The following is a 25524-nucleotide window of genomic DNA, read 5'->3' on the forward strand; positions in this document are numbered from 1 at the left end:
GCGGCTCCGGTGGCGCGGGGTCAGCGGGTGCCGGTCGCGGCGGAGCGGCGGCGGGAGAAGGCGTCCACGGTCGCGGCGAGCAGCAGCACCACGCCGGTGAGCGCGTACTTGACGCCCGAGCTGTACCCCATCAGGCCCATGCCGTTGTCGATGACAGCGATCACCGCGCCGCCGAGCACCGCGTCGAGCACCCGCCCCTTGCCACCGAAGAGACTGGTGCCGCCGATGACCGCCGCCCCCACCGCGTAGAGCAGCACGCTGCTGCCGCCGGTGTTCGGGTCCACCGAGTTGGCCCGGCTGGCCGCCACGATGCCGCCGATCGCCGCCATCGAGGAGCAGATGACGAAGACGGAGATGCGGATCCGGTCGACGTCGATGCCGGCCCGGCGGGCGGCCTCCCGGTTGCCGCCGACCGCGTAGACGTGCCGGCCGTAGCGGGTGCGCTGGAGCACGAAGGTCCAGAGGACCAGCAGCACCGCGATGACCGGCACCACGATCGGGACGCCCTTGAGCGAGGTGATCAGGACGTTCCGGCTGCGCTCCAGGTTGAGGATGAAGACCGCCACGCCGAGGATCAGCGCCAGGCCGCCGATCCGGGCGAGGACCACGGCGATCGGGTCGGTGACCAGCCCGCGGGCGGCCCGGTTGCGGTGCCGCAGCAGCTGCGCCGCGCCGTAGCCGGCGACCGCCACGAGCGCGAGCAGCCAGCCGAGCAGCGGGGGGAGGTTGCGGTTGGAGATGGCCACCAGCACGTCGTCGCGGACGGCGATGTTCTTGCCTTCCTCCATGAGCATCAACGCGATGCCCTGGAAGGCGAGGAAACCGGCGAGGGTGACCACGAAGGACGGAATGCCGATCTTGGCCACCAGGAGGCCGAGCAGCGTACCGATGACCACGCCGGTGACGACCGCCGCGAGCACCGCGACGTACCAGGGGTAGCCGAGCACCGTCACCACGTTGGCCAGTACGGCCGCGCAGACGCCGCTCGCGAAGCCGGCGGAGAGGTCGATCTCGCCGAGCAGCAGGACGAAGATCAGCCCCATTGCGATCAGCGTGGTCGCCGCGCCCTGGGTGAGCAGGTTGGCGAAGTTGCCGGCGGTGAGGAACGACGGACGGGCGATCGAGAAGACCGTGCAGAGCACGACCAGTCCGAGGACCGCGGGGAGCCCGCCTATGTCGCCGCCGCGTACCCGGCTCCAGTAGTTGCGCGCGTGACCCGCGACGGTCGGCGGCGGTGTGACGGCCGCCGGGCCCTGCTCCTGTACGGCTGTGGTGGTCATCGGTCGCCTCCTGCGGTCGAGCCGGCCGGCTGCCCGCCGTTGCCGGTGCCGTTGCCGCCCTGGCCCGGCTCGGCGGTGAGACCGAGGCCGCCGGAGCGGCCGGCGGTGATCAGCTCGACCACCTGGGCGTGGGTGATGTCGGTGGTCTTCACCTGGGCGACCATCTGGCCGAGGTAGAGGGCGGCGACCCGGTCGGAGACGGCGAAGACGTCGTTCATGTTGTGCGAGATGAGTACGACGGCCAGACCGTTGTCGGCGAGCCGGCGGACCAGTTCGAGCACCTGCGCGGTCTGCGCCACGCCGAGCGCGGCGGTCGGCTCGTCGAGGATGACGAGGCGGCTGTTCCAGAGCACCGCCTTCGCGATGGCCACCGTCTGGCGCTGCCCACCGGAGAGGCTGGAGACGTGTTGCCGCAACGACTTCACCGTGCGTACGGAGAGGCCGGCGAGCGTCTCCGCGGCCATCTGCTCCATGGTCGGCTCGTCGAGGACGATGCCGCTGCGCTTCTCCCGACCGAGGAACATGTTCTGCACGATGTCGAGGTTGTCGCAGAGCGCGAGGTCCTGGTAGACGACCTCGATGCCGAGCGCGGCGGCGTCCCGGGGGCTGTGGATCGCGACGGGGCTGCCGTCGAAGAGGAACTCGCCGGCGTCGGTGGGGTGGATGCCGCTGATGCACTTGACCAGGGTCGACTTACCGGCGCCGTTGTCGCCGACGAGCGCGGTCACCTCGCCGGCGTGAGCGGCGAACGCGACGTCACGCAGGACCTGGACGGGACCGAAGCTCTTGTCGATCCCGCGTAGCTCCAGCAGGGGAGTTGCGGACACGGAGGGTCTCCTTCGGATGGACGGCGGATCTTCCTCGGCCCGTCCGGCGAGTGCCGCCCGGCACGGGAGGCGACTCCCGTGCCGGGCGGCGGTTGCGCCTCGGCGGGTGCGGCGTCAGGTCAGCTGATGCCGGCGTCGGCGCAGAGCTTCGCGTACGCCTCGGTGCAGACCTCGTCCTTGGTCACGTAGCCGTCGGCGATGACGTCCTTGACGGTCTCCTTGTAGATCGCCTTCGGGGTCAGCAGCACGGACGGGACGTCCCGGCCGCCCTCCGGGTCCTTCACCGTCTGGCCGGTCTCCTTCCGCTCACCCTTGGCGAGCCCGATGGCCAGGTCGGAGGCGGCCTTCGCCTCCTCCTTCACCGCCTTGTAGACGGTCATGCACTGGTCGCCGGCGAGGATGTTCTGCAGGCCCTCGGGGGTGGCGTCCTGGCCGGTGACCGGGACCCGGCCGTTGAGCTTGTTCTTCTTCAGGATGGAGATGGCCGCGTTGCCCAGCCCGTCGTTCGCGGCGAGCACGCCGTCGATCTTGCCGCCGGTCTTGGTGAGCTGCTGCTCGAAGATCGTGGCGGCCTGGGCGTTGTCCCAGTCCGGCACGGCGTCGTCGGCGGCCTTCGTGTACTCCTTCGAGTCGAACTTCGGCTTGAGCACCGAGTCGTACCCGCTCTTGAAGAGGGTGGCGTTGTTGTCGGTCGGCGAGCCGTTGAGGTAGGCGACCGCGGGGCTCTTCACGTTCTTGTCGGTGAGGCACTTGACCAGGCCCTCGCCCTGGAGCTTGCCGACGGCCACGTTGTCGAAGCTGACGTAGTACTCCGCCGAGCCGCCGAGGGTGAGCCGGTCGTAGTCGATGGTCGCCACACCCTGGGACTTCGCCTTGTCGAGTACGGCCTTGCCGGTCCCGGAGTCGAGGTTGACGATCATCAGCACGGTCACGCCGCTGGTGATCATCTGGTCGGCGATGGTCTGGAACTGGGTCTTGTCGCCCTGGGCGTTCTGGATGTCGTACTGGACGTCGGCGGCCTTGAAGGCCTCCTCCAGGAACTTGCGGTCGGCGCCCTCCCAGCGGGCGGAGGACTTGCTGTCCGGCAGGATCACGCCGATCTTCGGGGTCTGGCCGGAGCCGGCCTGGTCGTTCCCGCCGGAGTCGTCGCCGCAGGCGGCCAAGCTACCCGTCGCCAGCAGGCCCACGGTGGCGAAGGTGAGGAGCCCTTTACGCATGTTCAGGGTCCTTTCGGAGGGTGGGGGAAGGTGTTGTTTTGTTGTGCCCGGCAACGTATGGCGGTTGTGAGGCCGCACACAAGAGAGCCGATGGGGCGTTTTTGTTGGGGGCAGTAACAATTCAGCAACGCGCCCCTCACCCTGCGGTCACCCAGGCGCAAGCCGCCGGTGGCGCGGTCGGTCGCCGGCACGCGATCGGCGCGGCCCGGGAACGCTCAGCTGGCGGCGAGCGGCGCGGTGTCGGCGTCGGTCAACGCCACCAGGTCAGCCGGCGTGAGCTGGAGCTGAAGCCCGCGACGGCCCGCCGAGACGTAGATCGTCGGAAAGGTCAGCGCGGACGAGTCGAGCACGGTCGGCAGCCGCTTGCGCTGGCCGAGCGGGCTGATGCCGCCCCGGACGTAGCCGGTGGCCCGCTCGGCGGCCGCCCGGTCGGCGAGCGTGGCCCGCTTGCCGCCGACCGCCGCGGCGAGCGCCTTCAGGTCCAGCTCCCCGGTGACCGGCACCACCGCCACGGCGAGCGCCCCGTCGACCACGGTGACCAGGGTCTTGAACACCCGCTCCGGGGGTACGCCGAGCGCGGCCGCGACCAGCGCGCCGTAGTTCGGCGCGTCCGGACTCACGTCGTACGGGTGGGTGCTGTGCGCGACTCTCCGCTTCGTCAACAGCGCCGTCGCCGGTGTGCCCTGTCCCGCCACGATCGGAAATCTAGCCCCGCATCGGTTGGCAGACCAGCACGGTCGGCGCGCCGGCGACCCGGGTGAGCACGAGGCTCGCCGCCGCGTCGCCGGCCAGCCGCAGGTCCCGCCGCAGCTGCTCCGGGGTGAGCGCCGAGCCACGCTTGAGGATCTCCACCCGGCCCACCCCCCGCTCCCGCAGGAGCGCGCGCAGCCGCTTCAGCGAGAACGGCAGCACGTCGGTGATCTCCAGGCAGCGGGCGTACGGTCCCGGCGTCGGCTCGTCGGCGTAGAGGTAGGCGATGGCGGGATCGGCGAGGGTGGCGTCCAGCTCGTCGGCGAGCTCGGCGACCAGGTGCGCGCGTACGACCGCCGGATCGGGGTCGTGCAGGAACCGGCGTACCGGGCCGACCTCCGCCTCCCGATCCCCGGCGCCCGTCAGCCGGTTGCCCGGGTGTCCTTCCTGCGCACTCAGCAGGGTGGCTCGGCGGGGGACCTCGGCCAGTTCGCCGCACCAGAGAGCCGCCTCGACCAGGTCGCCGTCGACGCTGACCCACTCCGCCTCGGCGCCCGCGGGGATCAGGCCGTGATCGATCCCGGGGGCTACCTTCACCACCGTCCGGGGCACCCGTTCGGCGAGCCGCGTCACGAAGTCCCAGGGCGGTGAGTAGGCGTTCGGATCGAAGATCCGCCGGCCGGTGCCGCCGGCCCGCCGAGCCGGGTCGCAGAAGACCGCCTCCACCCGGTCCACGTCGAACTTCGTCGCGTCACCGCACTCCACCGTGAAGAGGTCGGCCACGCCGGCCGCCTCGGCGTTGGCGGCGGCCATCGCGGCGGTCAGCGGGTCGGCCTCCACCCCGTACACCCGGATGCCGGCTCGGGCGGCAGCGAGCGCGTCCGCGCCCAGCCCGCAACCGAGGTCGGCCAGCGTGCGTACCCCGGCGGCCCGCAGCCGCGCCGCGCGCCGCGCGGCCACCACGCCCCGGGTCGCCTGTTCGAGGCCGGCGCGGGTGAGGAACATCCCGGCGGCCGCCGCCCCGAACTTGGCCGTCGCCCGGCGGCGCAGCTCGACCTGGGTCAGCGCCGCCGCGGCGAGCCCGGCGGGCACCCCGGCCGCGCGGAGGGCGGATGCGGCGGCCAGCGGGTCGCCGGCGCTCACCCGGGCCGCCGCGTCGAGCGCGGCGACTCCCTCGGCGGTACGCAGGGCGGCCAGCTGATCGAGATCCACCCGGTCATTGTGGTGGTCGACCTCGACGCGCCGCCCGGTGGGTTGGCACTCTCCTTGACGGAGTGCTAGCCACGGAATAACCTGCGATTAGCACTCTCAACCTGAGGGTGCCAGCTCCCGGGTCGATCCGACCCGAGCGCTGAACGCCAGGCGGACCGGCACCCGCGACGACGGCCCCGCCCGGTGGCATGTGGCAGATTGACGCTGGTCGGCCCAGTCGACCAGCACAGGAACCAGTACCCCAGGAGGGTATGCCCGTGACTACCGCGACCAAGGTTGCGATCAAGCCGCTCGAGGACCGGATCGTGGTCCAGGCGAACGAGGCTGAGACCACCACGGCGTCGGGCATCGTGATCCCCGACACCGCCAAGGAGAAGCCGCAGGAGGGCACTGTCCTCGCTGTCGGCCCGGGCCGGATCGACGACAAGGGCAACCGCGTCCCGATCGACGTCAAGGTCGGCGACACCGTCCTCTACTCGAAGTACGGCGGCACCGAGGTCAAGTACGCCGGCGAGGAGTACCTGGTGCTCTCCGCCCGCGACGTCCTCGCGGTCATCGAGAAGTAAGCAACCGATCAGTGTCGTTGCCCCGGTCCGGTTCGCCGGGCCGGGGCAGCGCCGCTTGAAGGGACATTGATGGCGAAGATCCTGAGCTTCTCGGACGACGCCCGACACCTGCTCGAGCACGGTGTCAACGCCCTCGCGGACGCGGTGAAGGTCACCCTCGGCCCGCGCGGGCGCAACGTCGTCCTGGACAAGAAGTTTGGTGCGCCCACGATCACCAACGATGGTGTGACCATCGCCAAGGAGATCGAGCTCACCAACCCGTACGAGAACCTCGGCGCGCAGCTGGTCAAGGAGGTGGCGACCAAGACCAACGACGTCGCCGGCGACGGGACCACCACCGCGACCGTGCTGGCCCAGGCGATGGTTCGCGAGGGCCTGCGCAACGTGGCGGCCGGGGCCAACCCGACCGGCCTGAAGCGCGGCATCGACGCGGCGAGCGCCAAGGTCTCCGAGGCGCTGCTGGACCGGGCCGTGGAGGTGGCCGGCAAGGAGGCGATCGCGCACGTCGCGACGGTCTCCGCGCAGGACGCCACGATCGGCGACATGATCGCCGGGGCGATGGAGAAGGTCGGCCGCGACGGTGTCATCACCGTCGAGGAGGGCTCCACCCTCGCCACCGAGCTGGAAGTGACCGAGGGTCTGCAGTTCGACAAGGGTTTCGTCTCGCCGCACTTCGTCACCGACGCGGAGTCGCAGGAGGCGGTCCTCGAGGACGCCTACATCCTCATCACCACGCAGAAGATCTCGGCGATCGAGGAGCTGCTGCCGCTGCTGGAGAAGGTCCTCCAGAACAGCAAGCCGCTGCTGATCATCGCCGAGGACGTCGAGGGCCAGGCGCTCTCGACGCTGGTGGTCAACTCCATCCGCAAGACCCTGAAGGTCTGCGCGGTGAAGGCCCCCGGCTTCGGTGACCGCCGCAAGGCGATGCTGCAGGACATGGCGATCCTGACCGGTGCCGAGTTGGTCGCCCCGGAACTGGGCTACAAGCTCGACCAGGTCGGCCTGGAGGTGCTGGGCTCCGCCCGGCGCGTCGTGGTCGACAAGGACAACACCACGATCGTCGACGGCGGCGGCCAGTCCGCCGACGTCGCGGACCGGGTGGCCCAGATCCGCAAGGAGATCGAGGCCTCGGACTCCGAGTGGGACCGGGAGAAGCTCGCCGAGCGACTGGCGAAGCTCTCCGGCGGCATCGCCGTCATCAAGGCCGGCGGCGCGACCGAGGTCGAGATGAAGGAGCGCAAGCACCGCATCGAGGACGCCATCGCCGCGACCAAGGCCGCGGTCGAGGAGGGTACGGTGCCCGGCGGTGGCGCCGCCCTGGCGCAGATCCTGCCGGCGCTCGCCGACGACCTCGGCCTCACCGGTGACGAGAAGGTCGGCGTCTCGATCGTCCGCAAGGCGCTCGTCGAGCCGCTGCGCTGGATCGCCGAGAACGCCGGTCACGACGGCTACGTGGTGGTGCAGAAGGTCGCCGCGGCCGAGTGGGGCAACGGCCTGAACGCCGCCACCGGCGAGTACGTCGACCTGGGCAAGTCCGGCATCCTGGACCCGGTGAAGGTGACCCGCAACGCGGTCGCCAACGCCGCTTCCATCGCCGGCCTGCTGCTCACCACGGAGAGCCTCGTGGTGGAGAAGCCGGCCGAGCCGGAGCCGGCTGCCGCCGGCGGCCACGGCCACTCGCACGGCCACGGCCACCAGCACGGCCCGGGCTTCTGACCCACGTCGTACGCCCGGTCGGGGCACACCGTCAGCCGACGGTGTGCCCCGACGCGTTCGTGGCGGTGGTTACCGAACGCTGACGTCACTACCGGCCGGCCCGGTCGATCGGAAACACTGGGCCGATGAGCACCACCACCCGCCGGTTCGCCGCGCTCGCCGGGATCACCTCCGCCGCCGTGGCGATCGGCGTCGCCGAAGTGGTCGCCGTGTTGACCGGCCCCCGCTCCGCGCCGCTGGTCGCGGTGGGCGCAGTGGTCGTCGACACGGTTCCGGAGCCGCTCAAGCAGTTCGCCATCGACGTCTTCGGCCGGCACGACAAGCTCGCCCTGCTCATCGGCACGGCCGTGCTGCTGGCCGGCTTCGCCGCGCTGCTCGGCGTGCTCGCCGTACGCCGCCTCGCGGTCGGCCTCGCGGGGGTCGCCGCCTTCGGGGCGCTCGGGGTGGCCGCCGCCCTGACCCGGCCCGGCGCGGAGCTCGTCGACGCGCTGCCGTCGCTGGTCGGCGGCGGTTTCGGGGCGCTGGTGCTCTGGGCGTTCATCGCCGGCCCGCTGGAGCTGAATCCCTGGCCGTGGAGCCCGCCCGGCGACCAGCTTCCGCCGCCCGGACCCGCGGCGGCGCGGAGCGCCGATCCCGTGGCGGCGGCGCCCGCGACGCGGGAGCGGACCGTGGCCGCGGACGCGCCGCTGGAGCGGACCGATCCGGAGTCCCGGCGGCGGTTCCTGACCGGCACCGGTGCGCTGCTCGGCGCGGCGGCGGTGGCCGGGTTCGGCGGGCGGTGGCTGGCCGGCCGGCGTGGGGTGTCGGCGGCCCGGGAGGCCGTCGTGCTCCCCGCCCCGGCGTCCCCCGCCCCCGCGGTGCCCGCCGGAGCCGACCTGTCCCTGACCCAGCTCGCCCCGTACGTCAGCTCGAACTTCGGTTTCTACCGGATCGACACCGCGCTGGTGGTGCCCCAGGTCGACCCGGAGACCTGGCAGCTACGCATCCACGGTCGGGTCCGCAATCCGATCACGCTGAGCTTCGCCGACCTGCTCGCCCGGCCGCTGGTGGAGCGGTACGTCACCCTCGCCTGTGTCTCCAACGAGGTCGGCGGCGACCTGATCGGCAACGCCCGGTGGCTCGGCGTGCCGATCCGGGAGCTGCTCGACGAGGTCGAGCCGGAGGAGGGCGCCGACCAGGTCGTCGGGCGGTCGGTCGACGGTTGGACCTGCGGCACCCCGACGGCGCTGCTGCGCGACGGGCGGGACGCGTTGCTGGCGGTGGGGATGAACGGCGAGCCGCTGCCCGTGGAGCACGGCTTCCCCGTCCGGATGGTCGTGCCGGGCCTCTACGGCTACGTGTCGGCCTGCAAGTGGGTGACCGAGCTGGAGTTGACCAGCTTCTCGGACTTCGACGCGTACTGGGTGCCGCGGGGCTGGTCGCCGGAGGGGCCGATCAAGACCCAGTCGCGGATCGACACGCCGCGCCCGCGCAATCGGCTGACCGCCGGGCCGGTGACGGTGGCCGGGGTGGCCTGGGCGCAGCACCGCGGCATCCGTCGGGTCGAGGTACGCGTCGACGACGGCCCCTGGCAGGAGGCGGAGCTGGCTCCGGCGGTCTCCGTGGACACCTGGGTGCAGTGGTCGTGGCGGTGGGCGGCCACGCCGGGGGAGCACCGGCTCCAGGTGCGGGCCACCGACGCCACCGGTCGGACGCAGACCGACCGCCGGCAGGACGTCGTCCCGGACGGCGCCACCGGCTGGCACACCGTCCGGGTCACCGTCCGCCCCGCCGCCTGATCGACGCGAACGACGGCGCCGCGCCCCGGGTAGGGACGCGGCGCCGACGTTCGATGTGGGGCCGGGGGTGAGAGGTCAGGCGACCTTGCGTTGGGTGGGCACGGCGCCGCCGGGCGCGGGGGCGATGCTCTCGGCCGACTTGTGCGGGCGGCCCAGGCGGGCTTCCAGCCGGGCGACATCGACCCGGGTGTGCCGGCGGTCGGCCAGGTCCTCCCAGCCGGTGGCGAGCAGCCGCAGCCGCTCGGATTCGCTGAAACCGCCCCAGACGCCGTACGGCTCGCGCACCGCCAGCGCGTGCGCGGCGCACTCCGCCCGTACCGGGCAGGCGCGGCAGACCGCCTTCGCCCCGGATTCCCGGCGCAGTCGGGACGAGCCCCGTTCGCCGTCCGGGTGGAAGAACTGGGCACTGTCGCGTCCCCGGCAGGAGCCGAGCCGCTGCCAGTCCCAGAGATCGACGATGGGTCCGGGCAGTCTACGTACGTTCGACATCAGCACCCCTCCTCCCTCGCGGCACCGCGAGAATCTTCGTGGCCGGCCTCCGGGCGGCGGTCCGCACAGGCGCACCGATCCCGGCCTGGCACTCCCGTACCCGAACGCCTCAGAACTCACACGTGTGTGATCCAAAACCTTTAACGGTTTGCCGCATATGCCCCTTCTGTCGGAAAAGTTCGAAGGATTGCCGGGAACCCCCTCCCGGACCGACCCGCTCATGGTCTGCTCGTTGGCGGAGAGGAGACCCCACAGTGCGTACGGTTCTTGTCTGCGTCCGGACACCACTTGCGGCGCAACACCTGACCTCCGCGGCAGCCCGCCTCGGACTGTCCGCGGTCGTTCGTACCGCCGTCTCCGATCCCGAGGTGATGCTGCGGCTCGCCGAACGGCAACCCGACGTGGTGCTCGCCGACACGGCGCTCACCCGCCCCGACAGCGCCGGCTTCGTCCGCCGGGTGCTGGCCCGCGCGCCGCAGGCCGCCGTGCTGCTCTTCGGCGCCGAGGAGTCCGAGGCCGCCGCCGCGACCATCAGCGCCGGAGCCCGGGGCCTCATCCAGGGCGCCGACCACGACCTCACGAGCGCGGTCGCCAAGGCGCTGCTGCTGCTCTCCGCGCCCGGCCGGGCGGCCCGTCACCGGGTCAACGACCCCGCGCGGGACACCGCGGCGGTCGGCGGGACGAGCCGCTCCGCGCCCGCCGGTCGTCCCGGCGGCGATCCGGCCGCTGGCTGGTCGGCGGGGCCGGCGGAGGGGCCGAACGGTGGGCCCTCCGTGGTGCCGGTGCAACGCGGCGACGACGGGCCGGAGGGCAACGGCGGTGAGCCCGAGGGCACGCCCAAGGACGGGCAGCGACCAACGCCGAACGCCCGCGCCGCGCGTGCGTCCGTCGGGCTGACCGAGCGCGAGCTCCAGGTGCTGCTCGGCATGGCGGAGGGCAAGAGCAACGCCGAGATCGGGCGGGAGCTGTTCGTCTCGGAGGACACCGTCAAGACGCACGCGCGTCGGCTCTTCCGTAAGTTGGGCGCCCGGGACCGGGCCCACGCCGTGGCCGCCGGCTTCCGCGCCGGACTGGTGGCCTGAGCCCCGCCGCATTGGCGGCGTGCGCGGCGCTGGGCTGGTGGTTCGAGCAGCGCCGGGCTGGCGGTGCGCGCTGCGCCTGACTGGTGGTCCGTGCCGCGCTGGGGCCGATGCTCTGAACCTTGCGGGGCTGGCGGTGCGCGCTGCGCCTGGTTGGTGACCCTGGGGCCCAAAGCAAACCCTTGCGGCGACGCTTTAGAGCTGATGTCGCAAAGGAGTCGCCGGCGGACGCGGCTGCTGATCTGCCAAACGGGGCCCCGCTTCCCGAAAGGCTGCACGGCCCCCGCGCCGCCGCAATCGCGGGGTGGGAACGATCGGTGAGCTTGTTCAACGGGATCGCCGACGGCGCGCCCGGCCGCTGATATCGCCGGTGGTAGCGGGCCGCTGGTGTCGCCGGTGGCGGCCGTGATGCTGTTGTCGCCGGTGGGCGAAGGTGGCCGCTGGGGTCGCCTTTGGGTTCGTCAAGGGATAGCCGATGGCGGCAGTGGCTGCTGAAATCGCCGGTGGCAGTGGCAGTGGCAGTGGCAGTGGCAGTGGCAGTGGCAGTGGCATGGCGGCGGTGGCGGTGGCGGCTGGTATCGGTGGAAACGGCAGTGGTCGGCCGATGTCGCAGATGATTCAGCTCTAAAGCGTGCCCGAGGGGGATCCGCTGCCGCGGAGGTGGCGCAACCGGGTTCGCGCTCGTGCGGCGGGCCCGATGCCACGCGAAGCACAGGCCGCGCGGGGGCGGTTCATCTACCGGGCCGGCGGTCTACTACCTCGGCCGTCGGGATGTTCCACGCCGGCGGCCCGGCCACGATTGCGGCCCGAGGCCACCGCTTACATCTCGAACCGCCCAAACTACCCCAGACAGGCCGACCAGGCCCGGCCTGCCCCGCACCCGAATCGGACGTCGCGACACGTTGACCCCAGCCGCGCTCGTGATCGACTCGGGTTCCTTGAAGTCGGGCCATTACACGGCCGGGACACCCCGACATCAAGGAAACCGCGTCGGACCCCAGCACGACCAGCACCGGCGTCGGCGCTTCGGCGGGGGCCGGGCTCCTGACGCCGGTCGGCCTTCAGCGGAGGTCGGGCTCCTCGCGTCCGTTCCCCTCGCGCCCGGGCTCCTCGTCGTTGCCGCCGGTCAGCGTGTCGTGCACGCCGTCGGCGTAGCCCCGGGCGTACTCCCAGGTCACGTAGTGGTCCGGGTCGGGGTCGTAGGCCGGCTCGTGCACGCGGGGACGGCCCGAGCTGAGCAGGTGGCGCAGGTTACCCCGGAGCAGGTCCCAGTCGAAGTAGTGCGGCTCGCGGCAGTCCTCGCACTCGATCACCAGGCCGCGCACGCCCACCGGGGCCAGCAGAGCCTGGTAGATCTCGAGGTCGGCGAGATCCTCCAGCACGTCCTGCCGCTCGACGTCGGTCAGTGCGTCCAGCGGTGCGTCGTCGCCCGGGTCGTGCAGGCCGGCTGCCGGATCGGCCGGGTCGCCGTTGAACGGGTCGATGGGCTCGTCGTGCACCTCCTCACCGTAGACCCAACGCCGCGACGACGCCCGCCCCCGCACCTGCGCGCACCGGCCCGGCGCGACGAGGGCCAGCTCAGCCGGATGGGTACGATGGAGCGACGCGCCGCGTGCGGCGCTCCTCCGGTGCTCGCCGCGCCACCTCGCTGAAGCCCGTTCGACCAGCTCAGGGGAGCAATCGTGGAAATTTCGCCCAGCACCGATCTTCCGGCCGGCGCCGATCACGGCGAGCTGGGCGGCCACCTGCCAGAGCTGCCCGCCGGCTCGGCCCGGGTGGTACCCCTCGGCCTCACCTTCGACGACGTACTGCTCCAGCCCGGCGAGTCGGACGTGGTGCCGAGCCGGGTGAACACCGTCACCCGGTTGACCCGCAACGTCACGCTCTCCGTGCCGCTGCTCTCCAGCGCGATGGACACGGTGACCGAGGCGCGCATGGCGATCGCGATGGCCCGGCAGGGCGGCATCGGCGTGCTGCACCGCAACCTCTCGGTGGAGGACCAGGCGCTCCAGGTGGACCTGGTCAAGCGCTCCGAGTCCGGAATGATCACCAATCCGGTCACCGCCAGCCCGGACGACACCCTGCGTGACGTCGACGCGCTCTGCGGCCGCTACCGGATCTCCGGGGTGCCGGTCGTCGACGGAGACGGTCAGCTCGTCGGCATCGTGACGAACCGCGACATGCGGTTCGTCTCCGACCCCGGCACGCCGGTTCGCGAGATCATGACCCAGGCCCCGCTGATCACCGCGCCGGTCGGCGTGAGCAAGGACGAGGCGCTGGCCCTGCTGCGCCAGCACAAGGTGGAGAAGCTGCCGATCGTGGACGGCTCCGGCCGGCTGCGCGGGCTCATCACCGTCAAGGACTTCACCAAGAGCGAGCAGTACCCGGACGCAACGAAGGACGACGCGGGCCGGCTGCGGGTGGCCGCCGCCATCGGTGTCGGTGAGGACTCCTACAAGCGGGCCCGGGCCCTCGTCGACGCGGGCGTGGACGTGCTGATCGTGGACACGGCGCACGGCCACCAGCGGGCCGTGCTGGACATGGTCCGCCGGCTCAAGAAGGACGTGACGATCGACATCGTGGGCGGCAACATCGCCACGTACGCCGGCGCCCGGGCCCTGGTCGAGGCCGGCGCGGACGGTGTCAAGGTCGGCGTCGGCCCGGGTGCGATCTGCACCACCCGGATCGTCGCGGGCGTGGGCGTCCCACAGATCACCGCGATCATGGAAGCCGCCCGGGCCGCCCGCCCGGCGGGCGTGCCGGTGATCGGCGACGGCGGCATCCAGTACTCCGGCGACATCGCGAAGGCGCTGGTGGCCGGTGCCGACACGGTGATGCTCGGCAGCCTGCTGGCCGGCTGCGAGGAGAGCCCCGGTGAGCTGATCTTCGTCAACGGCAAGCAGTTCAAGGCGTACCGGGGGATGGGCTCGCTCGGCGCGATGCAGTCCCGGGGGCAGGCCAAGTCGTACTCCAAGGACCGCTACTTCCAGCAGGACGTGACCAGCGACGAGAAGCTGGTCCCGGAGGGCGTCGAGGGTCAGGTGCCCTACCGCGGGCCGCTCTCCCGGGTCGCCCACCAGCTGGTCGGCGGCCTGCGGCTGGCGATGGGCTACGCCGGCGCGGAGACCATCCCCCAGCTCCACGCGCGCGGCCAGCTGATCCGGATCACCGCGGCCGGGCTCAAGGAGAGCCACCCGCACGACATCCAGATGACCACCGAGGCGCCCAACTACCACACCCGCTGACCCCCACCACCCCCGACAACAACTGGAGTGAGCCATGCGTGACGTGGTCGAGATCGGGTTGGGCAAGACCGCGCAACGCGGCTACCACCTGGACGACATCGCCATCGTCCCGAGCCGTCGGACCAGGGACGTCGACGACGTCTCCACCGCCTGGCAGCTCGACGCGTACCAGTTCGGCATCCCGTGCGTCGGGCACCCCTCCGACGCCACGATGAGCCCCACCTCCGCCGTCCGCCTCGGCGAACTCGGCGGGCTCGGCGTGCTCAACGTCGAGGGGCTCTGGACCCGCTACGAGAACCCGACGAAGGTGCTCGAGGAGCTGGCCGGGCTGGACGAGGACGCGCGGGCGACCAAGCGTCTCCAGGAGGTGTACGCCGAGCCGATCCGGCCGGACCTGATCGCCGAGCGCGTACGGGAGCTGCGCGCCGGGGGCGGCACGGTGGCGGTGCGGGTCTCCCCGCAGCACACCTTGGCGCTCGCCCCGGTGATCCTGGACGCCGGGGTGGACATCCTGGTCATCCAGGGCACGATCGTCTCCGCCGAGCACGTCTCGACCACCGACGAGCCGCTGAACCTGAAGGAGTTCATCGCGGACCTCGACCTGCCGGTGATCGTGGGCGGCTGCACCGACTACAAGACGGCGCTGCACCTGATGCGTACCGGCGCGGCCGGCGTCATCGTCGGCATCGGCGGGGACGACTGGTCGACCACCGAGTCGGTGCTCGGCATCCGGGTGCCGATGGCCACCGCGATCGCCGACGCGGCGGCGGCCCGCCGGGACTACCTGGACGAGACCGGTGGCCGTTACGTGCACCTGATCGCCGACGGGGACATCCAGACCCCCGGCGACATCGCCAAGGCGCTCGGCTGCGGCGCGGACGCGGTGATGCTCGGCGAGCCGCTCTCCCGCAGCGAGGAGGCGCCGGCCGGTGGCGCCTGGTGGCACTCGGCCGCCAGCCACCCGTCGCTGCCGCGCGGGGCGTTCGAGGCGGCCAGCGCGCCGATCGGCTCGCTGGAGCAGGTCCTCTTCGGCCCGGCCGACGAGCCGGACGGCCAGCTCAACCTCTTCGGCGGGCTGCGCCGGGCGATGGCCAAGTGCGGCTACCGCGATCTCAAGGAGTTCCAGAAGGTCGGCCTGGTTCTCGACCGCTGACCTGCGCGAATGCTTCGTGTCGCACCGGCCGCGCCGTTAGGCTCGGCCGGTGCGACGTAGCTGGCCCCGGATCCTGCTCGCCGCCGCGCTGGCGGTGGCGCTCGCGGCGGGCGGCTGCACCCGGTCCGATGAGGACGGCGGGTTCCGGCCGGGCAGCGCGGACCTCGGCGACCCGTACGTTCCCGGGCACGGCAACGGCGGGTACGACGTGGCGCACTACGCCCTCGACGTGCGGTACGAGCCGGCGACCGACCGGCTCACCGGGCGGGCGGTGCTGACCGCGACCGCCACCCAGGGGCTGTCCCGGTTCAACCTGGACCTCACCGGCCTGGAGGTCGACCAGGTGATCGTCGACGGCGCCACGGCGAAGCACCGACGGAGCGGGAACGAGCTGGTGGTGGAGCCCGCCCGGCGGGTTCCGCGCGACACCCGGTTCACCGTCGAGGTGGCGTACGCCGGGGTGCCCAGCACGGTCACCGACACCGCGCTCGGCTCCGGTGGTTTCCTGCACACCGGCGACGGCGCGATAGCGCTCGGCCAGCCCGACTCGGCGGCGACCTGGTTCCCGGTCAACGACCACCCCTCGGACAAGGCCACCTACGACATCGCGGTGACCGTTCCGGAGGGGCTCGCCGCGCTGAGCAACGGGGTGCCCGGCCCGAAGCGCAGCGACGACGGCTGGACCACGTGGCGGTGGAGCGAACGGTCGCCGATGGCGAGTTACCTGACCACGTTGGTGGTCGGCGACTACCGGGTGACCACCGGCACCCACGGCGGCCGGCCGATCGTCACTGCCGTTCCGTCGGGCGAGCCGACGAACGGTCCGGCCGCCGCCTCGCTGGCCCGCACCGGCGAGATCGCCGACTTCCTGGCCGGCTACTTCGGTCCGTACCCGTTCGAGTCGTACGGCGGGGTGGCGATCGCCGACGAGCGGATCGGGTACGCGCTGGAGACCCAGTCCCGGCCGGTGTACGGCCCGGGCTTCTTCGCCGACGGCCGCCCGAACCCGACGGTGGTGGCGCACGAGCTGGCCCACCAGTGGTTCGGCAACAGTGTCTCGTTGAGCCGGTGGAGCGACATCTGGCTGAACGAGGGCTTCGCCACGTACGCCGAGTGGCTCTGGCAGGAGCACGACGGCGGCCGGAGCGTGCAACGTTCGTTCGAGGCCCAGTACGCCGCCACCGACTGGTCGCAGCCCTCGGTGAACCCGGGCCGGGAGGCGATGTTCGGCACCGCCGTCTACAAGCGCGGTGCGCTGGCCGTGCACGCGCTGCGTCGCACCGTCGGCGACGACGCGTTCTTCCGCGTCCTGCGAGAGTGGACGACCGAGCGACGTGACCGCAACGGCACGACAGCCGACCTGGTCGCCCTCGCCGAGCGGGTCTCCGGCCGGCAGCTGCGGTCGCTGATGGACGCCTGGCTGGTCGGCGGTAACGCGCCGGCCCTGCCGTAGCCCCGGCCGCCGGCCCGCGCCCGGCCGAGTGGCGACGACGGGATCGATCCTCGGTAGGCTGCCGCGAACGGACCGGGCGAGAGCGCGGACGGTACGGGTCTTGCGGCGGCGGCTCGCCGGCGGATGGGCGGGATGCCCGCCGGCAATCGGGAGGACGAGGCGATGAGGCAGCCACGGCGGTCTCTGCGGGCGAAGGTCGGTCTGCTGCTGGTCGGGGCGTTGCTGACCGGGTGCGGTTCGACGCCGGACGCGGCCGAGCCGGCCGGCACCCCGTCCCAGGCGGCGCAGCGGCAGTTCAAGCCGGGTGCCGCGGGCGCGGGCGACCCCTACTTCCCCGGCTACGGCAACGGGGGCTACGACGTCAGCCGGTACACGGTCAAGGTCCGGTACGACCCGGCGAAGGACAAGCTCACCGGCACCACCACGGTGCACGCCTCGGCGACCAGCGACCTCTCCGCGTTCAACCTCGACCTGGCCGGGCTGACCGTGCGTTCGGTGACCGTGGACGACGAGCCGGCCAGGTACACCCGCAAGGGCGACGAGCTGACGGTGACCCCGGCCAAGGGGCTGATCACAGGGAACGGCTTCGTCGCGGAGATCCGGTACGACGGAAAGCCGGAGCCGCTGGAGAACGAGCTGCTGGGCGGTGGCGGCTTCATCCACACGACGGACGGCGCGATCGCGCTCGGCCAGCCGGAGTCGGCGAGCAGTTGGTTCCCGGTCAACGACCACCCGTCCGACAAGGCCACCTACGACTTCGAGATCACCGTGCCGGACGGGCTGACGGCGGTCAGCAACGGAGTGCCGGGCGGGAAGGCCAGTCGCGCCGGTTGGACCACCTGGAAGTGGGCCGAGCGTGCGCCGATGGCCAGTTACCTGAGCTTCGTGGTGATCGGCGACCTCCGGGTGACCACCGGGAAGCACAAGGGGCGGCCGATCTACAGCGCGGTCCAGACCGACGTGCCGGAGGGTGCCGCGGACGACTCGATCGCCGAGACCGTGAGGGTGGCCGACTACCTGGAGACGGTTTTCGGCCCGTACCCCTTCGAGGCGTACGGCGGGGTGGTGATCTCCGACCCGCGGATCCGGTACGCGTTGGAGACCCAGTCCCGGCCGGTCTACGCGGTCGACTTCTTCCGGCAGGGGGTGAACACCGAGGTCGTCGCGCACGAGTTGGCCCACCAGTGGTACGGCGACAGCGTGTCGCTGACCCGTTGGCAGGACATTTGGCTCAACGAGGGGCTCGCCACGTACGCCGAGTGGCTCTGGACCGAGCACCGCGGCGGCCGGAAGGCCGAGGAGTCGTTCGCCTCCCGCTTCCACGGTTCGTCGGACCAGGTCTGGCGTACGCCTCCGGGCAAGCCGGGGGTGGAGAACCTGTTCGGCAACTCGGTCTACCAGCGGGGCGGGATGACCGTGCACGCGCTGCGGGTGGCCGTCGGCGACGACGCGTTCTTCAAGCTGTTGAAGACCTGGTCGGCGGAGCAGCGCAACGGCAACGGCGGCACCGACGAGTTCGTGGCGCTGGCCGAACGGGTCTCCGGCAAGCAGTTGGACAAGCTCTTCGACGCCTGGCTCTACGGCACCGAACGCCCCGCCGAACCCAAACCCCTCTGACGGCGGCGATCCCCTGCGCCGCCGGACGGTCAGGTTTTGACGCGGAGGGTGGGGTTCTTGGTCAGGTAGGCGTCGGCGCGACCGGCGCGGAGCTCGGTGAGGAAACGGCGGCCGACCGGAGTGAGCTGCTCGCCCCGGTAGCCGCTGCCCGAACCGACCGACCTGCCGGGCAGGCCGACCAGCACGAACCGGTCGGCAGGTAGGCCGCCCAGGGCGTACGCGACGTCGATCAGCCGACGCCCGCCGACGTAGATCAACGTGTCGCCGAGCGCGTCGACCACCTGCTGCACCCGGTCCGGGTCCCGGGCGAGCCCCTGGTCGAGGATCTTGCCGACGAGCGCCCGGATCAGCTGCTGCTGGTGGCGCTGCCGGCTGTAGTCGCCGCCGGGGATGTAGCGCTGCCGGGCGTAGTCCAGCGCCTGCCATCCGGTCAGGTGGCGGTTGCCCTTCTCGTACACCATCTGCGGGCCGGTGTAGCCGCCGGGCGCGCTCTCCCGGTGCCGGCCGTCGGGTTGCCGGTGCCGGGAGACGACCCGCTGGTCGATGTGGAGGTCCACCCCGCCGAGGCTGTCCACCAGCCGGTCGAAGCCGGCGAAGGTGACCACCGCACCGGCGTCGATGCGCAGTCCGGTGTAGCCGCTCACGGTGCTGCGCAGTAGCTCGTACCCCTGGGCGGCGCTCGGCTGCTTCGGGCGGCCGGGCACCCGGCTGCCGTAGCTCATCGCGTGGGTCAGCTTGGTCCGACCACCGCGGTAACCCGCCTTCGGGAACGCGGGGATGTCGACCACCAGGTCGCGGGGGAGTGAGAAGAGGTACGCCCGGCCCAGCCCGCGCGGCACGTGCAGGACGAGCACCGAGTCGGCGTGCGGCTCCCAGCCGGGGACGCTGACCCGGGTGTCCACCCCGACCAGCAGGAGGTTGAGCGGGCCGGTGATGTCGGCGCCCGGCGGGGGTGGCGGCGGGCTGGGGCTGGCGGTCGGCGGGTTCGTGGCCGACGGGCTCGCCGGCGCGGCGCCCCGCTCGGGGCCCGACCCGCCAACGAGGCGGCTGACCACGACGCCGCCCACCGTCACCAGCACGACTGCGGCGAGCAGCAGCACGATCAGCGTTCGGCTACGACGGCCCGCGCCTGCACCGAGGCTCATCTGGGCCTCCTTCCACCCGTACTCGAACAACGCGCCGACGGGGGTCTGGGGTTGCGGCCGGGACGCCGGTGCGGCGGGTGGAGAGCATGATCGCGCGAATCGTGGCCCTGGCGCGACAGCTACCGGCGGGTAATGATGCGGGGATGCGGTACGACGTGGTCGTCATCGGGTCCGGCTTCGGCGGCAGCGTCACCGCGCTGCGGCTGACCGAGAAGGGTTACTCCGTCGGCGTCCTGGAGGCCGGGCGGCGCTTCGCCGACGACGAGTTCCCCCGCACCTCGTGGCGGGTACGGCGCTTCCTATGGGCGCCGCGGCTCGGCTGCTACGGCATCCAGCGGATCACGCTGCTGCGGGCCGCCGACCGGCGAGCCGGCGGCGGGTTGCTGGTGCTCTCCGGCGCCGGCGTGGGCGGCGGTTCCCTGGTCTACGCGAACACCCTCTACGAGCCACTGCCCGCCTTCTACGCCGATCCGCAGTGGCGGGACATCACCGACTGGCGCGACGAGCTGGCCCGCCACTACGACCAGGCGAAGCGGATGCTGGGCGTCGCCACGTACCCGGTGGAGACCGGGGCGGACCGGGCGATGCGGGCGGTGGCCGAGCGGATGGGGGTCGGGCACACCTTCCACGCCACCCCCGTCGGCGTCCACCTCGGACGCCCCGGCGAGCGGGTCGCCGACCCGTACTTCGGGGGCGCCGGCCCGGAGCGCACCGGCTGCACCCACTGTGGCTCGTGCATGACCGGCTGCCGGGTCGGGGCGAAGAACACGCTGGTCAAGAACTATCTGTGGCTGGCCGAACGGCTCGGCGCGCGGGTGCATCCGCTCACCACGGTGACCGCCGTGCGCCCCCATCCCGACGGCGGGTACGAGGTGCACACCGTCCGGACCGGCGGCTGGCTGCGCCGGCGGCAGGTGATCCGCGCCGACCAGGTCGTCTTCGCGGCCGGGGCGCTCGGCACCCAGCGGCTGCTGCACGAGATGAAGGCCACCGGCGCGCTGCCCGACCTCTCGCCCCGGCTCGGCGAGCTGACCCGGACCAACTCCGAGGCGATCCTGGGGGCGTCGGTGCCGCGTCGGCAGGCCCGGGCCGCGGGGCTCGACCTCACCGAGGGCGTCGCCATCACCAGCTCCTTCCACCCGGATCCGCAGACCCACATCGAGCCGGTCCGCTACGGCCGGGGCTCGAACGCGATGGGGCTGCTCCAGTCGCTGCTGGTCGAGGGCGGGCCGCACCGCGTCCGGCGCTGGCTCGGCAGCCTGCTGCGCCAGCCCGGCACCGCCGCCCGGTTGCTCTCCGTACGGCGCTGGTCCGAGCGGACCGTGATCGCCCTGGTCATGCAGGCGGCCGACAACTCGCTCACGCTCCGGTTCCGGCGCGGGCGGTGGCGGGGCCGGCTGGTCGGCGGCCCCGGGCACGGCACTCCGAACCCGACCTGGATCCCCGCCGGCCACACGGCGGCCCGGTTGCTCGCCGAGGAGATCGGCGGTACGCCGGGCGGCGCGCTGACCGAGCCCTTCGACATCCCGATGACAGCGCACATCCTCGGCGGGACGGTGATCGGCGCCACCCCGGTCGACGGGGTGATCGACCCGTACCACCGGGTCTTCGGGCATCCGGGGCTGCACGTGGTGGACGGGGCGGCCGTCTCGGCGAATCTCGGGGTGAACCCGTCGTTGACCATCACCGCGCAGGCCGAGCGGGCGATGTCCCTCTGGCCGAATCGGGGCGAGGAGGACCCGCGACCGCCCCTCGGCGAGCCGTACCGGCGGATCGATCCGGTGCCGCCGCGCAGTCCCGCGGTGCCGGCGTACGCTCCCGCCGCGTTGCGACCGTGACGTCGGGCCGAAAAGGGGACGTCCGGGGCGACCGCGGGGCGCAGCCGGGGGCGGCCGGAACAGTAGGTAGGCTTTCTCCACATGAGCACGCCTCGCCCCGTCCTCGTGGTGGACTTCGGAGCCCAGTACGCCCAGCTCATCGCGCGCCGGGTACGCGAGGCGAAGGTCTATTCCGAGATCGTCCCGCACACCATGCCGGTCGCCGAGATGCTGGCGAAGAACCCGGCAGCGATCATCCTCTCCGGCGGCCCGGCCAGCGTCTACGCGCCGGGTGCCCCGCAGGTCGACGCCGGCATGTTCACCGCCGGAGTGCCGGTCTTCGGCATCTGCTACGGCTTCCAGGCCATGGCCCAGGCGCTCGGCGGCACGGTGGCGCACACCGGCAACCGCGAGTACGGCGGCACCCCGTTGCAGGCCCGCCCGGAGGCGGGCGTGCTGCTCAAGGATCTCCCCGCGGACCTGCCGGTCTGGATGAGCCACGGCGACTGCGTCACGGAGGCGCCGGCCGGCTTCACGGTGACCGCCGAGTCCGCCGGCGCGCCGGTCGCCGCCTTCGAGGACCTCGTCGGGCGGCGGGCCGGCGTGCAGTTCCACCCGGAGGTCGGGCACACCGCGCACGGCCAGGAGATGCTCACCCGGTTCCTCTACGAGATCGCCGGCATCGAGCCCACCTGGACGCCGGAGAACATCATCGACGAGCAGGTCGCCCGGATCCGCGAGCAGGTCGGCGAGAAGGAGGTCATCTGCGGCCTCAGCGGTGGCGTCGACTCGGCCGTCGCGGCGGCGCTCGTGCACAAGGCCGTCGGCGACCAGTTGACCTGTGTCTTCGTCGACCACGGTCTGCTCCGGGCCGGCGAGGCCGAGCAGGTCGAGAAGGACTACGTGGCGGCGACCGGCATCAAGCTCAAGGTGGTCGACGCGCGGGACCGGTTCCTGGGCGCGCTCGCCGGGGTGACCGACCCCGAGCAGAAGCGCAAGATCATCGGCCGGGAGTTCATCCGGGTCTTCGAGGCCGCCGCCCGGGAGATCGCCGCGCACGGTGACGTCGAGTTCCTGGTGCAGGGCACCCTCTACCCGGACGTCGTCGAGTCCGGTGGCGGCACCGGCACCGCCAACATCAAGAGCCACCACAACGTCGGCGGCCTGCCGGAGGACCTGAAGTTCGCGCTGGTCGAGCCGTTGCGCGCGCTCTTCAAGGACGAGGTCCGCACCCTCGGGCTCCAGCTGGGGCTGCCGGAGGAGATGGTCTGGCGTCACCCGTTCCCCGGCCCGGGGCTGGCGATCCGGATCATCGGTGCGGTCGACGAGGAGCGGCTCGCGCTGCTCCGCAAGGCCGACCTGATCGCCCGCCAGGAGTTGACCGCCGCCGGCCTGGACCGGGACGTGTGGCAGTTCCCGGTGGTGCTCCTGGCCGACGTACGCAGCGTCGGGGTGCAGGGCGACGGGCGCAGCTACGGGCATCCCGTGGTGCTGCGCCCGGTCTCCAGCGAGGACGCGATGACGGCCGACTGGTCCCGGCTGCCCTACGACGTGATCGCGCGGATCTCGACCCGGATCACCAACGAGGTGGCCGAGGTCAACCGGGTGGTGCTGGACGTGACCAGCAAGCCGCCGGGCACCATCGAGTGGGAGTGAGCGGCGCTCAGCCCGCGGTCGGCGGTACGGGCCCGCTCGGCGGGACCGGCGCCGTCGCCTGCGGCGCGGTGCCGACGGGCTCGGCGGGCGCCGCCGGCGGGTAGTAGGGCGGCGTCGGGGCGTACCCCGGCCGGCTCGTCGCCGTGGTGGTCGGCGGCGGAGGCTGCGGCGCGGCACCCGCGGGGTGCGGCCAGGCGGGGGCGCCGGGCGGCTCCTCCGGCATCAGGAACCACATGACCGGGTACGCGAGCAGCGCCAGCCCGCCGGTGAGCAGGACGGCGACCGCGAAGAGCACCCGGATCATGGTGGGGTCGACGCCGAGGTAGCGACCGACGCCACTGGCGACACCGGCGACCATGCGGTCGGTGGTGGGGCGCCGGAGCTGCTTGTACGGGGCCTGGGGAGGGGTGTTGGTTGTCATGTCTCCACCCTCCGCGTCGGCTGCGGCGGCGACCTCGGTGAGCGCCCGGATCCTTACCCTGACCGCTCCCTGAGTCGCGAGCCCTGTGTCAGCAATCTGACTCTTTTCGATGCCGGTAACCCGCCCGAGGGAGAATTTTTTTCCGTGACCACCGCGCTGACGCCGCTCCGCAGGATCGCGGCATACGCAGTTTGTGCCGATTCGGCTGGCCGGGTTCTCCTGGTTCGTGCCTCCCCACGCTCCGGCACCCCCGGCCGATGGTCGCTGCCCGGCGGCGCGGTCGACCACGGCGAGGATCCCAACCACACGGTGGTCCGGGAGACGGCGGCCGAGACGGGGTTGTCGGTCTCCGTGACCGGGCTGCAGGACGTGCTGGCGGACATGCGGGCGCTGCCCGAGCGGGGCATCACGATCCACACCGACCGGCTCATCTACCAGGTGTCGGTGCGGGGCGGGACCCTCACCGACCGGGTCGATCGGCCGACCGACCTGGCCCGGTGGTTCACCCGGGAGGAGGCCGCCGAGCTGCCGCTGCGCTCGTTCACCTCGCGCGCCCTCGGCCTGCCCGCGTCCTCGGGCGACGTGGTTCCGGACGAGCCGCCCGAGTTCCCCTCCTTCTACGCGGTGCCCGGGCCGGACGGGCTGCACCGGGCGCAGCGCTTCGCCGCGTACGCGGTCTGCACCGACCCCGAGGGCCGCGTCCTGCTCACCCGCGTCGCCGACGGCTACCCCGGCGCCGGCTGCTGGCACCTGCCCGGCGGCGGCACCGACTACGGGGAGCAGCCCGGCGCGGCGCTCATCCGTGAGCTGGTGGAGGAGACCGGGCAGGACGGGCGGCTCGTCGAGCTGCTCGGCGTGGCCAGTCACCGGGACGCCGCCTCGCTCGGCCCGGAGGGCTACCCGATCGACTGGCACGGCGTACGCGCCTTCTACCGGGTGGTGGTCGACCGGCCCGCCCCGCCCACCGTCGCCGACGTCGGCGGTTCCACCAGCGAGGCCCGCTGGTTCGCCCCCGCCGAGCTGGGCGCCCTGCCGGCCGAACGCCTCACCGAGGTCACCGCCGAAGCCGTCCAAGCCGCCCACCTCACCTGACCCCTACTCCCACCCCCACCTCCGCCCGGCCTGTGGTGATCATGAGGTTATTGTCGGGACACGCCGGGATGGACGGCGATAACTTCATGATCGACCGGACTGGGACGCGGGCGGGGGCCACGGGATGCAGCAGCGGCGGCAGGTGGGTGCGTACGGGCTCTGCCGCGACGACGGGCGGGTGTTGCTCGTACGCGGCTCCGCCGCCGCCCAATTCCCGGCGGTCTGGCACCTGCCCGGTGGCGTCGTGCCGCACGGCGAACACCCCGCGCACGCCGTGCTCCGCGAGGTGGGCGAGGAGACCGGGCTGACCGTCGAGGTGACCCGACTGCGCGCGGTGCTCGCGGACGTCGTCCCGTTCCCCGACGCGGACGTGTCACTGCACACCGATCGGCTCGCCTTCGACCTGGCCGTCACCGGGGGAGCGCTGCGCGACGGGCCGGCGGGGGTGACCGACTCGGCCCGCTGGTTCACGCCGCGGGAGGCGGCGGCGGTGCCGCTGGCGCCGTTCACCGCCGAGCTGCTCGGCCTGCCGGTCTCCCCGTTGCCCGCGGGGCACGCGGGACCCTCCTCCTTCCCGCCGCTCGGCGACCGCCGGCTGCGCTTCGCCGCGTACGGGCTGGTCACCGACCCGCAGGGGCGGGTGCTGCTCACGATGATCGCCGAGGGGTATCCCGGCGCCGGGCTGTGGCACCTGCCCGGCGGCGGCACGGACCACGGTGAACAGCCCGAGCCCGCGCTCCTGCGCGAACTGGTCGAGGAGGCCGGGCAGCTCGGCCGGGTGATCGAGCTGATGGGCGTGGACAACCTGCACAACCCGGCCGCGTTCGGGCCCGAGGGGCGCCCGCTCGACTGGCACGGGGTACGGGTGATCTACCGGGTGGTGGTCGAGACGCCCACCGAGGCCCGGGTCACCGAGGCGGCCGGCGGCTCGACGGCCCGCGCGGCCTGGTTCACGGCCGACCAACTCGACGACCTGCCGTTGACGGACGTCGCTGCCTGGGCGACCGGACAGCGAGTCGGATAAGCCGCACCGCCCGAGCCGGTTCGGGCCCGTTGGGCTACAGTCGAGGT

Annotated in this window: 20 protein-coding genes and 1 pseudogene; 12 read left to right on the plus strand and 9 right to left on the minus strand. The window is 72.6% G+C overall.

The genetic code is table 11. The annotated features are described in order from the left end of the window. Positions 1-20: 20 nt before the first annotated feature. The 5 genes from D7044_RS11015 to D7044_RS11035 form a co-directional block, all read right to left on the minus strand. A complete protein-coding gene (locus D7044_RS11015) occupies positions 21-1280 on the minus strand; it encodes a sugar ABC transporter permease (protein WP_120679012.1) in 1260 nt (419 codons plus the stop codon). Further along, positions 1277-2107: an ATP-binding cassette domain-containing protein gene (locus tag D7044_RS11020; protein ID WP_120679014.1), complete on the minus strand. Its 831-nt coding sequence runs from the start codon at positions 2105-2107 to the stop codon at positions 1277-1279. The genes D7044_RS11015 and D7044_RS11020 overlap by 4 nt, the downstream gene beginning before the upstream one ends. A gap of 119 nt (positions 2108-2226) precedes the next feature. Further along, positions 2227-3324 carry a sugar ABC transporter substrate-binding protein gene (locus tag D7044_RS11025; RefSeq protein WP_120679016.1) on the minus strand — a complete coding sequence of 366 codons (1098 nt, stop codon included), beginning with the start codon at positions 3322-3324 and terminating at the stop codon, positions 2227-2229. A gap of 215 nt (positions 3325-3539) precedes the next feature. After that, positions 3540-4019, minus strand: a complete 480-nt coding sequence (gene ybaK, locus D7044_RS11030) for a Cys-tRNA(Pro) deacylase (RefSeq protein ID WP_120688797.1) — start codon at positions 4017-4019, stop codon at positions 3540-3542. A gap of 10 nt (positions 4020-4029) precedes the next feature. Further along, a complete protein-coding gene (locus D7044_RS11035) occupies positions 4030-5226 on the minus strand; it encodes a THUMP-like domain-containing protein (RefSeq protein WP_120688798.1) in 1197 nt (398 codons plus the stop codon). 251 nt (positions 5227-5477) lie between these two features. Here D7044_RS11035 and groES point away from each other — a divergent pair, with 251 nt between their 5' ends. The 3 genes from groES to D7044_RS11050 all read left to right on the plus strand — a co-directional run bounded on the left by groES (position 5478) and on the right by D7044_RS11050 (position 9286). Next, positions 5478-5792, plus strand: coding sequence for a co-chaperone GroES (gene groES, locus D7044_RS11040; protein WP_018222648.1), 315 nt, complete (start codon positions 5478-5480; stop codon positions 5790-5792). 69 nt (positions 5793-5861) lie between these two features. Beyond that, complete coding sequence (gene groL, locus D7044_RS11045; RefSeq protein ID WP_120688799.1) at positions 5862-7508, plus strand: chaperonin GroEL; 1647 nt, start codon at positions 5862-5864, stop codon at positions 7506-7508. A 125-nt stretch (positions 7509-7633) separates the two neighbouring features. Continuing rightward, entirely contained in the window at positions 7634-9286 is a 1653-nt protein-coding gene (locus D7044_RS11050; RefSeq protein WP_120688800.1) for a molybdopterin-dependent oxidoreductase, read from the plus strand. A 75-nt stretch (positions 9287-9361) separates the two neighbouring features. Here D7044_RS11050 and D7044_RS11055 read toward each other — a convergent pair whose 3' ends face one another. After that, positions 9362-9775 (minus strand): WhiB family transcriptional regulator, encoded by a 414-nt coding sequence (locus D7044_RS11055; protein ID WP_120679812.1) that lies wholly within the window; start codon positions 9773-9775, stop codon positions 9362-9364. A 254-nt stretch (positions 9776-10029) separates the two neighbouring features. Between D7044_RS11055 and D7044_RS11060 the strand changes: the two genes are divergently transcribed. After that, a complete protein-coding gene (locus tag D7044_RS11060; RefSeq protein ID WP_120688801.1) occupies positions 10030-10857 on the plus strand; it encodes a response regulator transcription factor in 828 nt (275 codons plus the stop codon). 1058 nt (positions 10858-11915) lie between these two features. On the opposite strand, the gene D7044_RS11065 is transcribed toward D7044_RS11060, so the two are convergent. Further along, complete coding sequence (locus D7044_RS11065; protein WP_120679814.1) at positions 11916-12353, minus strand: DUF5319 domain-containing protein; 438 nt, start codon at positions 12351-12353, stop codon at positions 11916-11918. A gap of 183 nt (positions 12354-12536) precedes the next feature. On the opposite strand from D7044_RS11065, the gene guaB reads away from it, so the two are divergent. The 4 genes from guaB (at position 12537) to D7044_RS11085 (ending at position 18322) form a co-directional block, all read left to right on the plus strand. Beyond that, a complete protein-coding gene (gene guaB / locus D7044_RS11070) occupies positions 12537-14099 on the plus strand; it encodes an IMP dehydrogenase (RefSeq protein ID WP_120679030.1) in 1563 nt (520 codons plus the stop codon). A 34-nt stretch (positions 14100-14133) separates the two neighbouring features. Further along, positions 14134-15252 (plus strand): GuaB3 family IMP dehydrogenase-related protein, encoded by a 1119-nt coding sequence (locus D7044_RS11075; RefSeq protein ID WP_120679032.1) that lies wholly within the window; start codon positions 14134-14136, stop codon positions 15250-15252. 88 nt (positions 15253-15340) lie between these two features. Then, a complete protein-coding gene (locus tag D7044_RS11080) occupies positions 15341-16705 on the plus strand; it encodes a M1 family metallopeptidase (RefSeq protein ID WP_120688921.1) in 1365 nt (454 codons plus the stop codon). A gap of 162 nt (positions 16706-16867) precedes the next feature. After that, positions 16868-18322: a M1 family metallopeptidase gene (locus tag D7044_RS11085; RefSeq protein ID WP_120679818.1), complete on the plus strand. Its 1455-nt coding sequence runs from the start codon at positions 16868-16870 to the stop codon at positions 18320-18322. A 29-nt stretch (positions 18323-18351) separates the two neighbouring features. Here D7044_RS11085 and D7044_RS11090 read toward each other — a convergent pair whose 3' ends face one another. Continuing rightward, the gene (locus tag D7044_RS11090; RefSeq protein WP_120688802.1) at positions 18352-19467 is read right to left on the minus strand and encodes an LCP family protein; all 1116 of its coding nucleotides are present in this window, start codon (positions 19465-19467) and stop codon (positions 18352-18354) included. Between the two features lie 143 nt (positions 19468-19610). On the opposite strand from D7044_RS11090, the gene D7044_RS11095 reads away from it, so the two are divergent. Then, the gene (locus D7044_RS11095) at positions 19611-21305 is read left to right on the plus strand and encodes an FAD-dependent oxidoreductase (RefSeq protein WP_120688803.1); all 1695 of its coding nucleotides are present in this window, start codon (positions 19611-19613) and stop codon (positions 21303-21305) included. Between the two features lie 81 nt (positions 21306-21386). Then, positions 21387-22940 carry a glutamine-hydrolyzing GMP synthase gene (gene guaA / locus D7044_RS11100; protein ID WP_120679038.1) on the plus strand — a complete coding sequence of 518 codons (1554 nt, stop codon included), beginning with the start codon at positions 21387-21389 and terminating at the stop codon, positions 22938-22940. 88 nt (positions 22941-23028) lie between these two features. Here the strand turns inward: guaA and D7044_RS11105 are convergent. Next, a pseudogene (locus D7044_RS11105) lies at positions 23029-23361 on the minus strand (PspC domain-containing protein); the annotation flags it as partial. A 144-nt stretch (positions 23362-23505) separates the two neighbouring features. On the opposite strand from D7044_RS11105, the gene D7044_RS11110 reads away from it, so the two are divergent. Together D7044_RS11110 and D7044_RS11115 are read left to right on the plus strand one after the other, a co-directional pair. Continuing rightward, on the plus strand, positions 23506-24453 hold the full coding sequence (locus D7044_RS11110; RefSeq protein ID WP_120679042.1) for an NUDIX domain-containing protein: 948 nt from the start codon (positions 23506-23508) through the stop codon (positions 24451-24453). Positions 24454-24577: 124 nt separating this feature from the next. Beyond that, positions 24578-25477: an NUDIX domain-containing protein gene (locus tag D7044_RS11115; protein WP_120688805.1), complete on the plus strand. Its 900-nt coding sequence runs from the start codon at positions 24578-24580 to the stop codon at positions 25475-25477. Positions 25478-25524: the final 47 nt, after the last annotated feature.

The sequence above is a fragment of the Micromonospora musae genome, assembly GCF_003626635.1.
Classification (GTDB): Bacteria; Actinomycetota; Actinomycetes; order Mycobacteriales; family Micromonosporaceae; genus Micromonospora; species Micromonospora musae.

What these genes read in the sequence shown, in the direction of transcription:
- D7044_RS11015 (WP_120679012.1), bottom strand. Translation starts at nt 1,280, where the DNA reads ATGACCACCACAGCCGTACAGGAGCAGGGCCCGGCGGCCGTCACACCG.
- D7044_RS11025 (WP_120679016.1), bottom strand. Translation starts at nt 3,324, where the DNA reads ATGCGTAAAGGGCTCCTCACCTTCGCCACCGTGGGCCTGCTGGCGACG.
- groES (WP_018222648.1), top strand. Translation starts at nt 5,478, where the DNA reads ATGCCCGTGACTACCGCGACCAAGGTTGCGATCAAGCCGCTCGAGGAC.
- groL (WP_120688799.1), top strand. Translation starts at nt 5,862, where the DNA reads ATGGCGAAGATCCTGAGCTTCTCGGACGACGCCCGACACCTGCTCGAG.
- D7044_RS11050 (WP_120688800.1), top strand. Translation starts at nt 7,634, where the DNA reads ATGAGCACCACCACCCGCCGGTTCGCCGCGCTCGCCGGGATCACCTCC.
- D7044_RS11055 (WP_120679812.1), bottom strand. Translation starts at nt 9,775, where the DNA reads ATGTCGAACGTACGTAGACTGCCCGGACCCATCGTCGATCTCTGGGAC.
- D7044_RS11075 (WP_120679032.1), top strand. Translation starts at nt 14,134, where the DNA reads ATGCGTGACGTGGTCGAGATCGGGTTGGGCAAGACCGCGCAACGCGGC.
- D7044_RS11085 (WP_120679818.1), top strand. Translation starts at nt 16,868, where the DNA reads ATGAGGCAGCCACGGCGGTCTCTGCGGGCGAAGGTCGGTCTGCTGCTG.
- D7044_RS11090 (WP_120688802.1), bottom strand. Translation starts at nt 19,467, where the DNA reads ATGAGCCTCGGTGCAGGCGCGGGCCGTCGTAGCCGAACGCTGATCGTG.
- D7044_RS11095 (WP_120688803.1), top strand. Translation starts at nt 19,611, where the DNA reads ATGCGGTACGACGTGGTCGTCATCGGGTCCGGCTTCGGCGGCAGCGTC.
- guaA (WP_120679038.1), top strand. Translation starts at nt 21,387, where the DNA reads ATGAGCACGCCTCGCCCCGTCCTCGTGGTGGACTTCGGAGCCCAGTAC.
- D7044_RS11115 (WP_120688805.1), top strand. Translation starts at nt 24,578, where the DNA reads ATGCAGCAGCGGCGGCAGGTGGGTGCGTACGGGCTCTGCCGCGACGAC.